Genomic DNA, 16357 nt, shown 5'->3' on the forward strand with positions numbered 1-16357 from the left:
CGACGTGCTGCCGCCAGACCTGGCTGGTGGCTTGTCCTGTTTTGAGTGCCATGACTCCTCCCATTTTTCGGGGGTATCATAAGCATTCACCAGGCCCTTGGGAATGTGGGGATTATTGCACGCTTACTCATAAACGGCGTGGCGGTTAAAATCTACAGTCCTGCAAAGACGGTGGCCGATTGCTTCAAGTTCCGCAACAAGGTCGGTCTCGATGTCGCCATCGAAGCGCTCCGCGAGGCCTGGCGGTCGCGTAAAGTCACCATGGACGAACTGGTGGAAGCCGCCGGAATCGACAGGGTATCGAAGATCATGCGGCCCTATCTGGAGGCAACGGTATGAACCAGGGCAAAAACGTTGCCCACTCGATCATTCAGCGGCTTTTGAACCGCGCCAAAACCGACAAGGAAGATTTTAATCTTCTGCTCTCCCGGTACGGCATGGATCGGTTCCTTTATCGGCTCAGGGTCTCTTCAACTACCTTCAGACTATACTTGGCGGCAGAGTAACCCTGTGTTTACAAAAGCAATAGCGGCAGCCGGGAAGGGAAGTGCATTGCGATTGAATCTCAGCGCCGCAGAATCATGCCGCATGGCTTCGTTTGGTTTTTTGGATAGGGGTCAGACTTAGCTTGAGCCCGAAGGGATTCAGAAGGCGGTTGATCGTTGACTGCGTCGGGTTGTGGCGCGGATTGATGGCGCGCAGCAGGTTGGGACTTTCCATGTCGATTTTTGCAGCGAACTCCTTGACACCCATGGCCCGGATCACCTTGCCGAGCGCATGCTGCAAGGAAATGCCCTCATCAACCGCGGCCAGTAGAAATTCACGGGCGAATTGAGGGTTTCTCAGATCGTTTGCCAAACCCTCGTTCCAGTCTTTAGTCCGCCGTGCCATGTCGTGTTCCCCCCAGGTATTCTTTCCAGAGAATCCGCGCTTTGCGGATATCGCCAGCTTGAGATGACTTGTCGCCGCCAAGCAAGAGCAAAATGATGGAGCGGCCTTCTTTCCCAAAATAGATCCGATATCCCGGACCAAACATTATGCGCGCTTCCCACACGCCGCCGCCAAGGGACTTGTGATAGCCGAGGTTGCCCATTTCAAAATGGAAAACCCTTGCTTGCATTCGGGCTTTAACTGAGACAGCAAGCGAGTCCAGCCACTCCCGGAAATGGTTTCTGCCATCGGCTGAGAGATATTCCCTTATTATCAGCCTCATCGTCGTTCAAAAATATCACATATGATAATATAGGGCAACCCAAAAACCGCGAATAAATTGGGAACGGAACACCTTAAAACACCACATAAATTCAGATAGCAGAGAGGCCGAATCCCATCCCCCGAGCGCTGGGCATCCATTAAGCACTTATAATGAGCCGGTCAATGATTTCTCAATTCACGGTCACTAGCTTGCGGCACTATTCCCGATTCCTTTTGGGAACTGCCGGGAAGATCCGGTCCCCATATAGATTGCCAGGCCGATTTATTGATAAGGCTGGCGGCGGAATGTTTGAAGGTAGATGAGCGTAATCGCGAAGCATGTGAGGATTTCGGAATTGTGCGCCCGGTCTACAGACAACGAAATTTCGCGGGTCCATGGGCGGAGCCTCCGGCCTCCCCTTCCGATCCGGCTGGCTGATTTTGCAGTCCATTCCGCAAACACCAAAATCCAAAAAGATGTTAAGCTGTGCCCGATCAGAAAGATGAACCCGGTACGCGTGACTCCAATGACGATTTACCCGAACCAGCCACGCGATAGCTATGATTTCATGCCCGATGGTTTGATACCGACCCCACCGGCCCGTTCGAGCGATACGAAGAGCTCAGCGGGAGAGGCGACCAGGAAAACGGCGGGCCACGACACTGACGTTGACGAATAGGACAAACGATATGATCCAAACGGTAATCACGCCAGCCGCCGGAAAGCGGCTGATGGCCAAAGCGCTTGCCAACCACCCGGCGATAAGGACGGCGCTGGAGTCCGGTACCGTCGTGATTGTCGCGGGAACGACCAACGGATATGTGGCCGAGGAGTTGCTGCACGCATGCGGCTGTGGAGAGGGGTTCTTGCGCAGGGGATTCTTCCGCGGCATCACCTTGCCGCCGTGCGCGAAGACGACCGATACCGGCCGGTTAGCGGACGAGGGCGGGTTCCCGGGCGATGTCGTCATCCGGAAAGGGAAGTGGCTGAAGGGGAAGACCATATTCGATGTCGTCGATGAACTCGGGGAAGGGGACGTCATTCTCAAGGGCGCCAATGCCGTCGACCCTGCAGAGAAGCAGGCGGGCGTTTTGATCGGGCACCCGGAGGGGGGGACGATCGTGGCCGCGCTCGGGGCGGTGGTTGGAAGGCGCGTTCGGCTCATCCTTCCCGTCGGGCTCGAAAAGCGGGTCTCGACCGGCCTACGCGACATCGCCGCGCGGCTCAACTCGCCGGGTGCCAGCGGGGCACGGATGCTTCCGGTTCCGGGGGAAGTGGTGACGGAACTGGAGGCCATCGGGACCCTTACCGGCGCCAGGGCGGAATTGGTGGCGGCTGGCGGGGTTTGCGGAGCGGAAGGGGCCGTCTGGCTGGCCATCTCGGGAACGGCGGAGCAGGAGGAGTGCGCCAGGGCGATCGTGGCCGGCCTGGGCGGAGAACCGATGTTCAGCCTGGAGTAGAGGGACAACTATGCCCCTCTGGTTCAGATACAATCGTCACATGGTGCATGTCATCGCGTGCGTGAATCCGGCGACGCTGGAGCATTTGTGTGATGTGGGCGACCCTCGGCCCGTGACGTTGAAGTGGATCATCGAAGATTATGTCCGGCATGTAGAGCATCACCTGCGACAGATCATGCCGGAGGCGGGCGCACGGCCCTGAGCGCGGCGGAAGGAACCCGTACTCGGAAGCCGCTGTCACGGGCCACCGCCTGACCAGCGCCAAAAATTGGCGCGCCCACGGGCCAGGGTGGGTCCAGGAGTTGACGCAGTCCTTTCGCATCGGTGCCTCGACGTGGTATGCCCACGCTTTGGGCTCGCTCCTACCAAAGAGGGCGGCATCGTGCAAGCAGGGCGAGGAACTCGACCGCCGGCGCGCGTTAATATTTGCATATCCGCGGCACAGATGAATGAAAGAATAGGATGTGCACAAGGAGCTGCCTGATCATGGATGGAGTATCCGGTCGTGAGGACATGCCTTTGACAGGGACCTGGTCAGGAGTGCCTTTCCGAGGCCAAGGGTCAGGGTACGAGGCCCCAAAGACGGTTAAGCTTGCGAAATATATAAAGATTTATATAATACCGATATGGGCGTCAAGGAGTTGAGGTTCGTCGCATCGAGTCTGGATGAGCTGCGGAATTTTCCTGAAGATGCCCGAAGAATTGCAGGCTTCGAACTGCGCGCCGTGCAAAATGGGCTGGAGCCTCAAAATTGCAGGCCTATGAGATCTATAGGCTCTGGCGTTAAGGAGATACGCATCCATGTACTGGGTGAATGGCGAATTGTTTACGTGGCAAAACTGAGTGATGCCATATATGTGCTGCATGCCTTTCAAAAAAAGAGCCAAAAGACCAATAGGCATGACATCGAACTGGCTCGTAAACGATTCAGGGAGCTTGGAGGCAAGTGATGAATGAATCCGTCGTCAAATCATCCGGAAACGTCTTTGTGGATCTCGGCTATTCACCGGAAGAAGCGGCTATTCTGCAGATGCGTGCGGATCTCATGGCAAGTCTCCGCAAGTTCATCAAAACCAGGAAGATTACCCAATCAGAAGCAGCCGAAATGCTGGGTGTAAGCCAGTCGAGAATTTCGGATCTTACGAGAGGGAAGTGGGAAAAATTCAGCCTCGAAATGTTGATCATTCTGGCGACAAAGGCCGGAATGCGTGTGACTCTCAAGACAGCGGCGTAGAAGAGAGCGTGAAAAGCAACATACCCGGGCTGAGGCGGCTGGCGCCAAACGTCGGCGGAGAGGACCAACGATATGATCCAGACCGTGATCACGCCGGCCGCCGGAAAGCGGCTGATCGCCAAAGCGCTGGTCAACCACGCGGCGATACGAACGGCGCTGCGATCCGGTACCGTCGTGATTGTCGCGGGAACGACCAACGGATACGTGGCCGAGGAGTTGCTGCACGCGTGCGGCTGTGGAGAGGGGTTCGCGCGCAAGCGGTTTTTCCGCGGGATCACCCTGCCGCCGTGCGCGAAGACGACCGATACCGGCCGGCTAGCCGACGAGGGCGGGTTCCCGGGCGATGTCGTCATCCGGAAAGGGAAGTGGCTGAAGGGGAAGACCATATTCGATGTCGTCGATGAACTCGGGGAGGGGGACGTCATTCTCAAGGGCGCTAATGCCGTCGACCCTGCAGGGAAGGGGGCGGGCATCCTGATCGGGCACCCGGAGGGGGGGACCATCGTGGCCGCGCTCGGGGCGGTGGTTGGAAGGCGCGTTCGCCTCATCCTTCCCGTCGGGCTCGAAAAGCGTGTCTCGACCGGCCTGAACGACCTTGCCGCACGGCTCGACGCGCCGGGCGCGAGCGGGGCGCGGATGCTTCCCGTTCCGGGGGAAGTCGTGACGGAACTCGAGGCCGTCGGGACCCTTGCCGGCGCCAGGGCGGAATTGGTCGCGGCCGGCGGGGTTGGCGGGGCCGAAGGGGCCGTTTGGCTGGCAATCTCGGGAACGGCGGCGCAGGAGGAGTGCGCCCGGGCGATCCTGGCCGAGCTGGGCGGAGAACCGATGTTCAGCCTGGAGTAGAGGGACAACTACGCCGGCAGTCCCCGTCCCGCCGATGGCAGCCGCCCTTGCGGGTCTACCTCTTCGGCTTTTTCTCCGACTTGCCGTCGCTCTTGATGAAAATGTACTTGTCCCTCATCTCCGCCGGAACCAGGTCCTGTCTCGGGGTTTCCACCAGCTTGGGACCGTAGTGCGCCTGGATGAAGATGAACGGGCGGGTGCATTTTATGATGGTAAACGGGCAGTGAACGGTTTCGGGAGGCACGTAGATCAGGGTCGACCTGTCGATGACGTGCTTTTCCATCTCCTCGCCCATGTACATTTCGAAGGTCGCCCCCAGATCCATCGGGTTGCCGGGGTCGGCGCCGAGCGCGACCAGGACTTCCGCGACCGGGTGCGTATGCGGGCCGTGCCCCATGATCTTGGTGGCGCTTTCCCCCATCCACATGACCGAAAAATAGTTGCACCCTTCGATGATGTCGTCGTCGGCGAAGGCCGTAAACATCTTCATGGCGCCGTAGCCGACTTCCTTTTCCTCCGCGGTCAGTTCGCTGAGGAAACACTTGCGGTATTTCGACCCGGGCGCCCGGGAAGCGGAAGCCCCGGGCCCGCCGATTTCCTGGGCGATGCTCTCCTGGAGCGGCCTGAACGCGGCCGCTAAAATGCCGGCCAGGGCGAGTCCGGCGGCGTTGCCGGTGAGTTCCTTCACGAATCCCCGCCTGGTCGTCCCCTGTTGCTTTTCCGGAACAGATATCATGGCTGCTTCTCCTTTTCGTGGACCCGGGATGCCCCCGGGCTGCATTGCCGCCGGTGCGGACCGGTAGGGATTCACGCCGGAGGGTTGAATTCCGCCGGCCCGACCAGGCTCACGTTCATGCCGTACAACGCGTCTCCGACGGTTTTGGTGTAATCGCCGAAAACCATCACCTGGTGGAGCCCGTTGACGTTCTGGAGGAAACGGCCGGCGTCCCTGATTTTCACCTCCATGGTGTTCGCGCACGCGTTGAGCGGCGTACCTCCGCCGGCCGAGGATTTTTCGGTATCCTTCACCTGGCTCTGGATGCGGCCGGGCCATGCCGCAAAACTTTTCAGATCCTTGCTGAACGCGCCGAGCAGGACCTCCCTCCCTTGCGGGAAAGCGACCTCCGGCACCACCCCCTTGCCGAAATTGTGGTAGTTGTGGAGCCTGTACGGGAGCGGCGGCGCCGCCGGGCCCTCGAGCCCGAGCGCGGAAGTGCAGTGGCTCAGGACGATTTTGGAACGGGGAGCATCCAGCGACATGAGGTTGCACATGAAGGAGGGCTTCCGGCTGACTCTCTCCAGGAACATCGACGTCAGCATGCCGCACACATCCGCTTCGCAGGCAGCCGTAATCCCGTCGTCCCTCAACCTGGCAAACGCCAGGCAAGGGTAGGGCAGGATGGGGTTGGGGCTCATGGTAAACCCGAGGCAATCCAGGGACACGGCCGACAGGCCCTCCCGCTGCACCATGGCGCGCAGGTACACATAAAGCCTGCAAACATCGAGGATCGTTTCATCCGGGACATTGACGATTTCGGTCGCCTCTCCCTTCCACCGCTGCATTTCCTTTCGGGCGGCCGTTTCATCGGCGCTTCTGTAGAGGGACGCCAGTTCCGCCAGCGGGCGGTACTCCATCTTTACGCCCGTTTGCCGGTAGACCTTGTCTTCGGTCAGGTTGCGGGCGGGGACGGTGGTGGACTCGAACGGTTTTCCAAAGAGCACCGCGCGACGGCCCTCCAGGATTCGGGGTGCGGCGACGATGCCGACAAGTTCCGCCGCCTCCTCGCGGGACAGGGCGAACCGGACGTTGGCCCCATTCCCCCGCAGCGAGGCTACCAGGTTGGCGTCGATGGGGATCAACTCGGGGTTTGCCGACAGCACGATCACCGGAACGCGCAGATCACCCATGGAGTCATACAGGCTTCCGAAATTGAAGGTGAGACGGGGCAGGCACAGGAGCAGGATATCCATCTGCTGCGCCCGAAGAACGCGGATGAGGTCATCCGGCTTCTGGTAGTCCACCTTCAGGGAGGATACCCGGAGGTTCTGTCCCGACGCTGATTGGACGGACCCGATCCACCCTTCGTGGCTCTTCGGGTCATCGCTCAGCACGAGGAGGTGCTTTCTCCCTGGGCCGGGCCTTACGGCCGACACGACGGCGTCCTGACCCGCGGGGGCGGCAACCGGGAGGGTTGCGGCGATGCCGGCCATGGCGGTGGTTTTTATGAAGGTACGCCTGCCTGCACGGAGTGTCATGAGGCCTCCCATCGGATCCGGTGATTTCGCTTCGGGTGCCGGAGGCGTGAAAACCCCCGGCGCTGATGGGGCGATTGTACACTCTTTTGCGGCCAGAGCGAAACGCAACTTCGGGGAGCGGCCCCGGCGTCCCGGTCCCGGCTACTCGAGGGCGAACGAGACGTCGGGCCCCGCCTTCTGCGACCGGTTGATCAGGAGCCGGCTGAGGTCGTACATGACCCGGAAGGGCTGGATGTCGGTGATCCCGTCGACGAAGCGGGCGCTGTCGATGGCGATCTTCTCCGCGCTCTCCCCCGCCTCCAGGCGCGCGAGCAGCCCGCGGTGGTATTTCTCCGTGGCCTTCATCGCGTACTCGAGGTGCTCCCGGACGTGGCCGTACAGGACGCAGTTGTGGCTCAGGACGGCACGCGCGGCCGGCAGGGTGGCTATTTTCCGGATGCTGTCGAGGTAACCGGGGAGCGACACGAAATAGTTCGGCCACAGGGCGTCCTTTTCCGGGACGTAGAAGCCGGTGGCGTCGCCGATCACCAAGGTCCCCTCCGAGCGCTCGAGGTAACAGACGTGGCAGGGGGAGTGCCCCGGGGTCTCGTAGACGTCCCAGACGACGCCCCCTCCCAGGTCGATCCGTTCCCCCTCCTGCACGACGGCGTCCAGCCCGAAATGGTAATCGGTCAGAAACGGCGGCAGGTCCTCGATTTCGTCCTTGGCCTTCATCATCTGGGCGATCGCGGTGTCGGCCAGGAGGTACTCGTGGAAGAGGTCGCGCTTCTGGAAGATCTTCTCCGCCGCGGCGCTCCCGATGACGCGGATGTGGGGCCAGATGCGCTTGAAATGGGGGATCCCCCCGATGTGGTCCGCGTGGGTGTGGGTCAGGGCGATGAACCGGATCTTCTCCGGGCTGACGCCGAGCGAGCGGATCTGTTCCACGAGGATGGGGAAGGTGGGCCCGGTGCCCCCCTCGATCAGCATGGCGCTCTCGCCCAGGGACAGGAAGGCGGGGAATGCCGGGGTCCCCAGCTGGAAAAGGGTGGGCGTCAGGGCGATGGGCGGGTGCTTCCTCCGGTACATCGGAATCCTCCTTGGGTCGATAAAGCGGATATTCTACCGCATCCGGGGGCGGATTGCGCCATTATCTCCATTGACCGGGGTCCGGGGGCGGAGAGTGTGATATCCTTTCCCCCCGGAACGGCGCCCGCCGGCGGGCGGCGCCATGAAATTGTGGGGGACGGTTACCTATGATTACGATGAAATTCGGCGGGACCTCGGTCGGCGACGCAGAGCGCCTGTGCGAAGTCGCGGCCATCGTGCGCACCAACCTCTCCTGCCGGCCGGTGGTGGTGGCCTCGGCGATGTCGGGGGTGACCGACCTGCTCCTGGGCACGGCGCACCTGGCGCTCGAGCGGAGGAAGGAGGAGGGCCTCCGCAATACGGAGCGGCTCCGGGAGAAGCACCTCGAGATCGTCACGGCGCTGGTGGAGCCGGGGGAGGCCAGGGACCGCCTGGTCCGGGAGCAGGGGGAGCTCGTCGACAAGCTCGAGACCCTCCTGCGCGGCGTGCACCTGCTCGGGGAACTGAGCCCCCGCTCGCTCGACGCCATCGCCTCCTTCGGCGAACTCCTCTCCTGCATGCAGATCGCCGCCATCCTCGAAGCGCGCGGGATCCCCGCCCGCTTCGTCGACGCGCGCCCCCTTATCCGCACCGACAGCGGCTACGGCGAGGCGGCGGTCGACTTCGAGGTGACCAACCCCGCCCTGCGCGGCGCCCTCCTCCCGTTGGTGGAATCGGGCGTCGTCCCGGTGGTGACGGGCTTTGTGGCTTCGAATCCCGAGGGGATCACCACCACGCTCGGGCGCAGCGGGTCCGACTATACCGCCTCGATCGTCGGGGCCGCCCTCGGCAGCGAGGAAATCTGGATCTGGACCGACGTCGACGGGGTCATGACGGCCGACCCCCGGGTGGTCGAGGGGGCGGCGCCGCTCGGCGAGATCTCCTACCGGGAGGCGGCGGAGATGTCGTACTTCGGGGCCAAGGTCATCCACCCGAAGACCATGCAGCCGGCGATCGAGCACGGCACCCCGATCCGCATCAAGAACACCTTCAACCCCGCCCACCCGGGGACGCTGATCTCGAGCTCGGGCAGCAGCTCCGCGAAGATCGTCAAGAACGTGACCTCCATCGACAAGCTCGGCCTGGTGGCCGTGGAGGGGAGCGGCCTGATGGGGGCCCCCGGCGTCATCGCGCGCCTCTTCGCCGCGCTCGCCCGCGTCGGCGTCAACGTCATGATGATCTCGCAGGCCTCCTCGGAGCACAACGTCTGCCTCATCATCCCCGAGAAGGACTGCCGCCGGGCGGTCGAGGAACTCCGCACCGAGCTGGGCCCCGAACTCGCCCGCAGGACGGTCGAGGCGGTCCGGGTCCGCGACTCCGTCTCCATCATCGCGGTGGTGGGGGAGGGGATGCGGGGGGTCCCCGGGATCGCGGCCAGGACCTTCACCGCCGCGGCCCGGGCCGACGTCAACGTCATCGCCATCGCCCAGGGCTCCTCGGAGCTCAACATCTCCTTCGTCGTGGACCAGTCGGAGGCGCACCGGGCGGTGCGGGCGATCCACGAGGCCTTCCAGCTCGCCTAGGGTCAGAGTCCGAGGAAAAGCACCGCGGCGCCCGAAAGCGCGATGACGGCGCCTGCCATGGCGTGGGTCCAGCGCTCCAGCCGCCCGAAGTGGACCAGGCTGAGCCCCTTCAGCGCCACGAGCGTCACCGCCACCATGAGGAGGATGGTGATGACGCCGAAAACGATCCCGGTCGCCAGCGCCAGGTCCCAGCGGCCGCGGCTGGCCGGGAGCACGAAAAGGGGGATGAGGGGCTCGCAGGGGCCGAGGACGAAGATGATGAAGAGGCTCCAGAAGGTGAGCTGGGAGCGGCCCGCGGCGCCGGCGGAGTGGGCGTGGACGTGGTCCCCGTGCGCGTGGATGTGGACCCCCCTGCCGTGGGCGTGCGCCGCGATCCCGCGGCGGCTCCGGACGGCGTGCCGGACGCCCCAGGCGAGGTAGGCCAGCCCGAAGGCCAGCAGGCCCCAGGCGGCCCAGTCCCCCCGCATCCCCTCCAGGGCCTCGATGCGGGCGATGGCGCTCCCCGCGGCCAGCCCCAGGGCTCCGAGCACGAGGGAGGAGAGGATGTGGCCCGCGCCGCAGAGCGCGGTCACCCCCACCGTGCGCGCCCGGCTCCAGCCGCGCGCGCGGGCGAGCATGATGAAGGGGAGGTAGTGGTCCGGGCCGAACAGGGTGTGGGTGACGGCGATCGCGATCGTGGCCAGGATCAGGTTCCAGGAAAAGGCATCCATCTGGGGCATGCGGTTCTTTTTCTCCTCCCGTCAACGGGCGTTTCGCCTTCGGGTACAATACAGGAACCCGCCCCGGAAGCAAAGAGCGGGGGCTTCTCGTTCCCGGCGGTTGCCCGGGGGGGCGGGTTGTGGCAGGATTCGGCTGAAAGGAGCGGACCATGGTCGGGAAGGTCGTCATCGGACTCGCGCAGATGGTCATGGAGGCCGAACCCGCGCGCAACCGGGCGCGCGCGTGCGAGCTCGTCGCGGAGGCCGCCCGCCGGGGGGCGGACGTCGTCTGTCTGCCCGAGCTGTTCACCTCCCGCTATTTCGCCCAGTACCGCGGCCCGGAGGGGAAAGGCGCGCCGTTCCTGGAATCGATCCCCGGGGAGAGCGAACGCGCCCTTTCGCGCTCTGCGGCGCAAAACCGCGTGATCCTCGTGGCCGGGTCGGTCTACGAGGACGCCCCGAACGGCCGGTTCAACACCTGCATGACGTTCGACCGGGAGGGGACGCTTCTGGGAAAATACCGGAAGATCCACATCCCGCACGACGAGAGTTTCTTCGAGCAGGACTACTTCACCCCCGGGGACCTCGGGTTCCAGGTCCATGACACGGACAGGGGGAAGATCGGGACCCTGATCTGCTACGACCAGTGGTTTCCCGAGGCGGCGCGGGTGAACGCCCTGATGGGGGCCGGGATGATCTTCTACCCCACGGCCATCGGCCGGGTGCGGGGCATGCCGGAGGAAGAAGGGGACTGGCGGGAGGCGTGGGAAAACGTGATGCGCGGGCACGCGATCGCCAACGGCTGCGTGGTGGCCGCCGTCAACCGCGCGGGCACGGAAGACCGGATGGAGTTCTGGGGCGGCTCCTTTGTCATCGACGCTTTCGGCAAAACCCTCGTGCGCGCGGGGGCGGGGGAGGAAGTGGTCCTGGCCGAAGTCGACCCGGCCCACGGCCGCAAGGTGAGAGAAGGGTGGCGCTTCTTCCACAACCGCCGCCCGGACCAGTACCGGAAAATCGTGGAACGGGGGGGGACGGCGTCATGACGGAAGCGAACAACCTCGAAACACCGAAGGCGGCCGGCTTCCGGATGCCGGCCGAATGGGCCGAACACGAGGCCACCTGGCTCTCGTGGCCGAAAAACCCCCTCACCTTCCCCGCAAACATCCTCGGCGCGGTGGAGGAGATCTACTGCCGGATGGTGAGGGCGCTGTCGCGCGGGGAGATCGTCCGGATCCTGGTCGACGACGAAGCCGCCCGCGTCCGCGTCGCCCGGATGCTCGAGAATCACGGCGCGGTCATGGACCGGGTGCGGCTGCTGCCCATCCCGAGCGCCGACGTCTGGATCCGGGACTACGGCCCCACCTTCCTGCTCCACCCGGAAACGGGGGAGCGCGCGGCGGTGAAGTGGCGCTTCAACGCCTGGGGGGGGAAGTACGACGACATCCTCCCCGACGACGCCACCGGGGACGCCGTGGCGGCCACCCTTTCGGACCGGGTCTTCCGCCCCGGGATCGTGCTCGAAGGGGGCTCGATCGACGTCAACGGTCTCGGGACCGTCCTCACGACCGAGCAGTGCCTCCTCAACCCGAACCGCAACCCGGCTCTCTGCCGGGAGCGGATCGAGGAGATCGTCCACGCCCACATCGGCACCGAGCGGATGATCTGGCTCAAATCGGGCATCGACGGGGACGACACCGACGGGCACGTCGACGATTTCGCCCGCTTCGTGGCCCCCGGCCGGGTGCTCTGCGCCTCCTCCGCCTCCGGCAAGGGGGGGAACGCCTCCGTCCTGCGGGAGAATTTCGACATCCTCCGCTCGGCCCGCGACCAGTCGGGCAACCGGCTCGAGGTGACCCCGCTCCCGCTGCCGGAGCCGCTCTGGCTGGAAGAAGAAAAACGGTGGCTGCCGGCGAGCTACGCCAACTTCTACCTCGGCAACGCCGCCGTGCTCCTGCCGGTGTTCGGCGACCCGATGGACCGGGAGGCGGTGGCCATCCTGAAATCGTGCTTCCCCGACCGCGAGATCGCGGCGATCCCCGCCGTCGAGCTGGTGTACGGCTACGGCGGGATCCACTGCATCACCCAGCAGGAGCCGGCCGCGCGCCAGAGGGGTCAGATCCGGTCGAGCAGCCGGTACCAGACGTAGCCGGCGTACTCGTGGTGCGCCCACTGCAGTTTGGCGAAATTGCGCAGCGACACGTGCCGGCCCACGTAATCGAGCACCCGGCCGCCCAGGCCCTCCCGCGCCTTCGCCCGCTGCAGGGTGCGGATGTAGGCGGGCGCGGGGATGGCGTGCAGCCCGAGCTTGCGGGCCACCCCCATGGCGCGGCGCAGGTCGCAGGCCGAGGCGACCAGGATGAAGGGCCGCTCGCCGACCAGGGCCCGCACCTCGAACAGGTTTTCGTAGGTGTTTTCCGATTTCCCCTCGATGACGAGGTCCTCCCTCGGCACCCCGAGCTCCGCGAGCAGGTCGGCCATGGCGGCCGCCACCGGCCTTTCCCCCTCGATCGCCACCCCGCCCGAGGTGACGAGCTTGTTGCCGGGGAGCGCGCGGTAGAGCCTCAGCCCCTCGGCCAGGCTGGCGAGCGTCTGCTCCGACACCCGGCTGGTGACCGGCAGGTGCGGCTGCTCCTCGGCGTACCCGGCCAGGACCACGATCCGGTCGGTCTTGGGCACCGCCGCGAGGTTCACCAGCGGCGCGTGCTCCCGCTCGAGCTTCCCCAGCATGACGTTCGCGAGCGGCGAAGCGTAATACAATAGAAACAGGAAGGCGCCCGCGACCAGCAGGCGCGGGCCCCCGCGCGACTGCCGCCGCGCGACGCTCCACAGAAACCCGGCCGCGAGGAGCAGGACCATGACCCCCACCGGGGAAAACACCCACTCGAGCAGCCTCTTGGCGATATACACGGAATCGGTCATGCGTCGTCCCTGGGAAAAGGGTTGCCGCCCGCGCGCAAAAACCGGGGCGCTACGCGCAGTGTAAGTCGTGGCATGATCCGAAGCAAGCGTCGAGTGGGTGCGATTGACCTGGGTCCGCGTCGTGACCAGACCCGCAAATTGTCCAATTCCGGGTGCGGTGAACGGCCTGCTCGACAACGAACGTCGGCTGCGGCGGCTCCCATTGATCGCCTCGATCTTCGGTTGGAATGCCCCCGTAGTCCTGATGATATATCCTAGGTCGACATGATGGCCTGCCGGAAGAGGGGAAACGGGAAGAGAATATCGCACCTGGAGGAAAAAAGCAGAGGATACATCCTATCCTTATCGGGATGCCCTGACATTCGTGTCGGGTATCCCGATACCAATCAGTCCGCTCGTTCCCAGTTCGCTTCAAACGTATTGTCATAGAGGGTGTATAAATAGCCCAGCATTCGGCCCACCCCCGGTTGTACACCCTCCTGCTGCCGCCAATAGGTGAGATAGATGGCCGGAACCATATGAGGGTCGCTGGATTTTTCTTCCACGTCGATGTTCTGCCAGACCTCTCTTTTCTCCATGACCCGCCAAAGAGTGCCGTGGGCTTTGCTGCGCACGGTCTGTCCGACTTCAGGCAATCCTTTTTGCTGAATAATCTCCTGATAAGCGTTCATGGATGCCTCCTCGATTTGATGAGATAGCCGTTAGATAAAACTTAGGCCTCTTCCCAAAGAGTTTCAAGTTTGTCCTGTGAAGGAGATCATTCCATGACGCCCCAGGCACGCCGGCGCTGCTGGACTGTCTCGCCTATAGTGTTCCATAGGGCGCTCGACGCCCTGCCCAAATTTCGCGGACACAGCAGACTTTCCACCTGGCTCTACAGGATTGCCTGGCGTGAGGGTCTGCGGAATTTACAGAAGCGGAAATCGTCCACGCGGAATGAAACGCCGATCGATGATGCCCACGATCCGGCGGATCCGGGCGAAAGCGCTCTCGAGGCGCTGGAAAGATGGGAAACCGCCGAATGCGTGCAGCGGGCATTATCCGGACTTCCGGTGAGGGACCGGGAAATACTCGCCCTGAGATATATGGAAGACCTGAAAGTGGCGGAACTGGCCGAGAGGATGAATATGCCGGTTGGAACGGTCAAGGCACAGATCCACAGAGCGCTGGCCAGGCTGAAAACATTGCTGGAGAGGCATCATGATGCATAAACTGCGGGTTCAAGAACATCTTCGAAACGGCGCCCTGTACCTGCCCGTATCCGAACCTCCGCTCAGCGGCGAGTGGAAGGGGCGTTTGTTCCGCCAGCGCTTGCTGCGTCAACAGCTCCTAGCCGCCCTGGAAGAAAGGCCCCGTTTATCGAAGAGGCTCCTCCGGATCGGCGTCCCCGTCCTCTGCGGCGCGTTCGCTTTTGCTGCATATTCTGGGCTGATATATCCGGCCGGCTGGTCTGAAGCCCTGGTTGCGTACGTCAGTAATCTCGATGCTCCGCCTGTCGGCTTGAAGGAATCTCTCCTGTACATCGCGGCTGTCAATGGGCTGACAATCCTGGTTCGAAAGCGGGCGCATTTGTTCGGGTAAGCAACCGCAGCAAGGGGCAATCCGTTCAGTTTCTGATCGTATGGGCATTGTTGCACAAAAGAAATCTCCTCAGCTCCGCGTCTGAATCCAATCTGGCGGTTCACCGGCAAGGAACGGGATGAGGAAATGTTGTCCGCCTATGAAGATGGCGCCGCGGAATGCTTGTCGATGAAGGAGTCGATGAGGCGGCGGGCGATGCTCAATCGGCCGGGGATCGGGGGGAGGTTGTCGGCGCGGAACCAGCCGGCTTCGCAGATTTCGTCGCCGTCGATCCTGATTTCGCCCGAGGCGCAGCGGGCGGTGAAGCCGATCATCAGGCTGTCGGGGAAGGGCCAGGGCTGGCTGCCGAAGTAGGCGACGTCCTTGACGGCGATGCCGGTTTCCTCCAGGACTTCGCGGTGGACGGCGTCCTCGAGGCTCTCGCCCGGCTCGACGAAGCCGGCCAGGACGCTCCACATCTCGCTCCTGAAGCGGGGGGAGCGGGCGAGCAGCAGGGTGTCGTCTTTTTCCACCAGCATGATGACGGCGGGGGAGATGCGGGGGAACTCGAGGCGGCCGCATTCGGGGCACTCCTTGGCCCGGATGTCGCGGCGCGCATTGAGGGGGGCCCGGCAGCGGGAGCAGAAGCGGCAGGCGCCGTCCCACCCGGCCAGGTGAAGGCCGCGCAGCGCGATGTCGTACCAGGGGTCCGCGAGGCGGGAGAAGAGGGTGCGCAGCTCCCGGAACTCGGCGCCGGGCAGGGCTTCGGACGGGGGGGTGGAGGGGACGGCATAGCACGCGCGGCCGCGGCAGCGGCCGAGGAAAAGAGGGTGCGAGAGATCGATCCCCTGCGAGGCGACTTCGCGCAGGGAGGGGAGTTCGGGCGCGGCGCCGGTGGTCTTGACCAGCAGGCGGGATTCCGAATAAACGAAGCAGCAGGCGTCCGGGTCGGGCTCGCCGGGAGGGTCGATGGAAGGCGAAAAATCCTGGTTCATCGCGATCACCTCGGGGATCGTGACCGGACGATCCCTGGGTAGGGTATACCCAAAGGGGAGGAGCGGGAAGGAAGAAAGCGGAGCCGGTGCTGTCTGATGCCGGCCGCCGTGAGGCGGCCGGCACCGGTGTGGATTACTTCACGCGGGCGAGCGTGAACTTCTGGGGTGCGGCGCCTTCCATCGCCGGCATGCCGGCCATCTCGAACGTCAGCTCGAGGGTATCGCCGCTCAGCACGCCCTTGTAGTTGAACACCATCTGCATTTCGCCCATCGACGATTCGACGGTGAAGGATACGTTGTTGCCGTCGATCTTGCCGTTTTTGAGCGGGATCGTCGCGCCCGGCCCGCCGGGGGCCGTGCCGGTCAAAGTGGTCCCCTCGGCCTTGAAGGTGAAATCCATCTGCATCGGTTCCCCCATGCCGGAGTTGTACTGCCCGGTCCACTTCCCGTCGATATCCGCGCCGAAAGCCACGCCTGCCACGAGCAGCAGGCTCAGGATCACTGCACAAAATTTCATCTCTGGTCTCCTTTGGTTGACTTAGGACAATAGAATACATCATTCCGGGG

General features: G+C 63.5%; 17 protein-coding genes and 2 pseudogenes. 9 read left to right on the forward strand and 10 right to left on the reverse strand.

The window, feature by feature from the left end; translation table 11 throughout:
- Nucleotides 1–123 precede the first annotated feature (123 nt).
- A pseudogene (locus GXY47_00005) lies at nt 124–339 on the forward strand (transcriptional regulator).
- Between the two features lie 240 nt (nt 340–579).
- Here GXY47_00005 and GXY47_00010 read toward each other — a convergent pair.
- Together GXY47_00010 and GXY47_00015 are read right to left on the reverse strand one after the other, a co-directional pair.
- Nucleotides 580–891, reverse strand: coding sequence for a hypothetical protein (locus GXY47_00010; protein ID NLV29508.1), 312 nt, complete (start codon nt 889–891; stop codon nt 580–582).
- Nucleotides 875–1213 carry a type II toxin-antitoxin system RelE/ParE family toxin gene (locus GXY47_00015; protein NLV29509.1) on the reverse strand — a complete coding sequence of 113 codons (339 nt, stop codon included), beginning with the start codon at nt 1211–1213 and terminating at the stop codon, nt 875–877. Before GXY47_00015 ends, GXY47_00010 begins: the two co-directional genes overlap by 17 nt.
- A gap of 671 nt (nt 1214–1884) precedes the next feature.
- Here GXY47_00015 and GXY47_00020 point away from each other — a divergent pair.
- The 4 genes from GXY47_00020 to GXY47_00035 all read left to right on the forward strand — a co-directional run bounded on the left by GXY47_00020 (nt 1885) and on the right by GXY47_00035 (nt 4732).
- The gene (locus tag GXY47_00020) at nt 1885–2655 is read left to right on the forward strand and encodes a hypothetical protein (GenBank protein ID NLV29510.1); all 771 of its coding nucleotides are present in this window, start codon (nt 1885–1887) and stop codon (nt 2653–2655) included.
- Nucleotides 2656–3281: 626 nt separating this feature from the next.
- Nucleotides 3282–3605, forward strand: coding sequence for a type II toxin-antitoxin system RelE/ParE family toxin (locus tag GXY47_00025; GenBank protein NLV29511.1), 324 nt, complete (start codon nt 3282–3284; stop codon nt 3603–3605).
- Entirely contained in the window at nt 3605–3889 is a 285-nt protein-coding gene (locus GXY47_00030) for an XRE family transcriptional regulator (protein NLV29512.1), read from the forward strand. Before GXY47_00025 ends, GXY47_00030 begins: the two co-directional genes overlap by 1 nt.
- Before the next feature lie 72 nt (nt 3890–3961).
- Complete coding sequence (locus tag GXY47_00035; protein NLV29513.1) at nt 3962–4732, forward strand: hypothetical protein; 771 nt, start codon at nt 3962–3964, stop codon at nt 4730–4732.
- A 55-nt stretch (nt 4733–4787) separates the two neighbouring features.
- On the opposite strand, the gene GXY47_00040 is transcribed toward GXY47_00035, so the two are convergent.
- From GXY47_00040 to GXY47_00050, 3 genes are all read right to left on the reverse strand, one after another.
- On the reverse strand, nt 4788–5468 hold the full coding sequence (locus GXY47_00040; protein ID NLV29514.1) for a hypothetical protein: 681 nt from the start codon (nt 5466–5468) through the stop codon (nt 4788–4790).
- A 71-nt stretch (nt 5469–5539) separates the two neighbouring features.
- The gene (locus GXY47_00045; GenBank protein ID NLV29515.1) at nt 5540–6988 is read right to left on the reverse strand and encodes a hypothetical protein; all 1449 of its coding nucleotides are present in this window, start codon (nt 6986–6988) and stop codon (nt 5540–5542) included.
- A 141-nt stretch (nt 6989–7129) separates the two neighbouring features.
- A complete protein-coding gene (locus GXY47_00050) occupies nt 7130–8056 on the reverse strand; it encodes an MBL fold metallo-hydrolase (protein ID NLV29516.1) in 927 nt (308 codons plus the stop codon).
- A 167-nt stretch (nt 8057–8223) separates the two neighbouring features.
- Between GXY47_00050 and GXY47_00055 the strand changes: the two genes are divergently transcribed.
- A complete protein-coding gene (locus GXY47_00055; GenBank protein NLV29517.1) occupies nt 8224–9618 on the forward strand; it encodes an aspartate kinase in 1395 nt (464 codons plus the stop codon).
- 2 nt (nt 9619–9620) lie between these two features.
- On the opposite strand, the gene GXY47_00060 is transcribed toward GXY47_00055, so the two are convergent.
- Nucleotides 9621–10337 (reverse strand): hypothetical protein, encoded by a 717-nt coding sequence (locus tag GXY47_00060; protein NLV29518.1) that lies wholly within the window; start codon nt 10335–10337, stop codon nt 9621–9623.
- A 149-nt stretch (nt 10338–10486) separates the two neighbouring features.
- Between GXY47_00060 and GXY47_00065 the strand changes: the two are divergent.
- Nucleotides 10487–12462, forward strand: a pseudogene (locus GXY47_00065) (peptidyl-arginine deiminase).
- Here GXY47_00065 and GXY47_00070 read toward each other — a convergent pair.
- On the reverse strand, nt 12429–13235 hold the full coding sequence (locus tag GXY47_00070; protein NLV29519.1) for a DUF218 domain-containing protein: 807 nt from the start codon (nt 13233–13235) through the stop codon (nt 12429–12431). The pseudogene GXY47_00065 and the gene GXY47_00070 overlap by 34 nt on opposite strands.
- 386 nt (nt 13236–13621) lie before the next feature.
- Nucleotides 13622–13906 (reverse strand): hypothetical protein, encoded by a 285-nt coding sequence (locus GXY47_00075; protein ID NLV29520.1) that lies wholly within the window; start codon nt 13904–13906, stop codon nt 13622–13624.
- Nucleotides 13907–13999: 93 nt separating this feature from the next.
- On the opposite strand from GXY47_00075, the gene GXY47_00080 reads away from it, so the two are divergent.
- Together GXY47_00080 and GXY47_00085 are read left to right on the forward strand one after the other, a co-directional pair.
- Complete coding sequence (locus GXY47_00080) at nt 14000–14446, forward strand: RNA polymerase sigma factor (protein ID NLV29521.1); 447 nt, start codon at nt 14000–14002, stop codon at nt 14444–14446.
- The gene (locus tag GXY47_00085) at nt 14436–14816 is read left to right on the forward strand and encodes a hypothetical protein (protein NLV29522.1); all 381 of its coding nucleotides are present in this window, start codon (nt 14436–14438) and stop codon (nt 14814–14816) included. Before GXY47_00080 ends, GXY47_00085 begins: the two co-directional genes overlap by 11 nt.
- Nucleotides 14817–14953: 137 nt before the next feature.
- On the opposite strand, the gene nudC is transcribed toward GXY47_00085, so the two are convergent.
- Both nudC and GXY47_00095 read right to left on the reverse strand, forming a co-directional pair.
- Nucleotides 14954–15790, reverse strand: coding sequence for an NAD(+) diphosphatase (nudC, locus tag GXY47_00090; GenBank protein ID NLV29523.1), 837 nt, complete (start codon nt 15788–15790; stop codon nt 14954–14956).
- A 133-nt stretch (nt 15791–15923) separates the two neighbouring features.
- A complete protein-coding gene (locus GXY47_00095) occupies nt 15924–16307 on the reverse strand; it encodes a hypothetical protein (protein NLV29524.1) in 384 nt (127 codons plus the stop codon).
- Nucleotides 16308–16357 lie beyond the last annotated feature (50 nt).

The sequence above is a fragment of the Acidobacteriota bacterium genome (assembly GCA_012729555.1).
Taxonomy (GTDB): Bacteria; Acidobacteriota; UBA6911; order UBA6911; family UBA6911; genus UBA6911.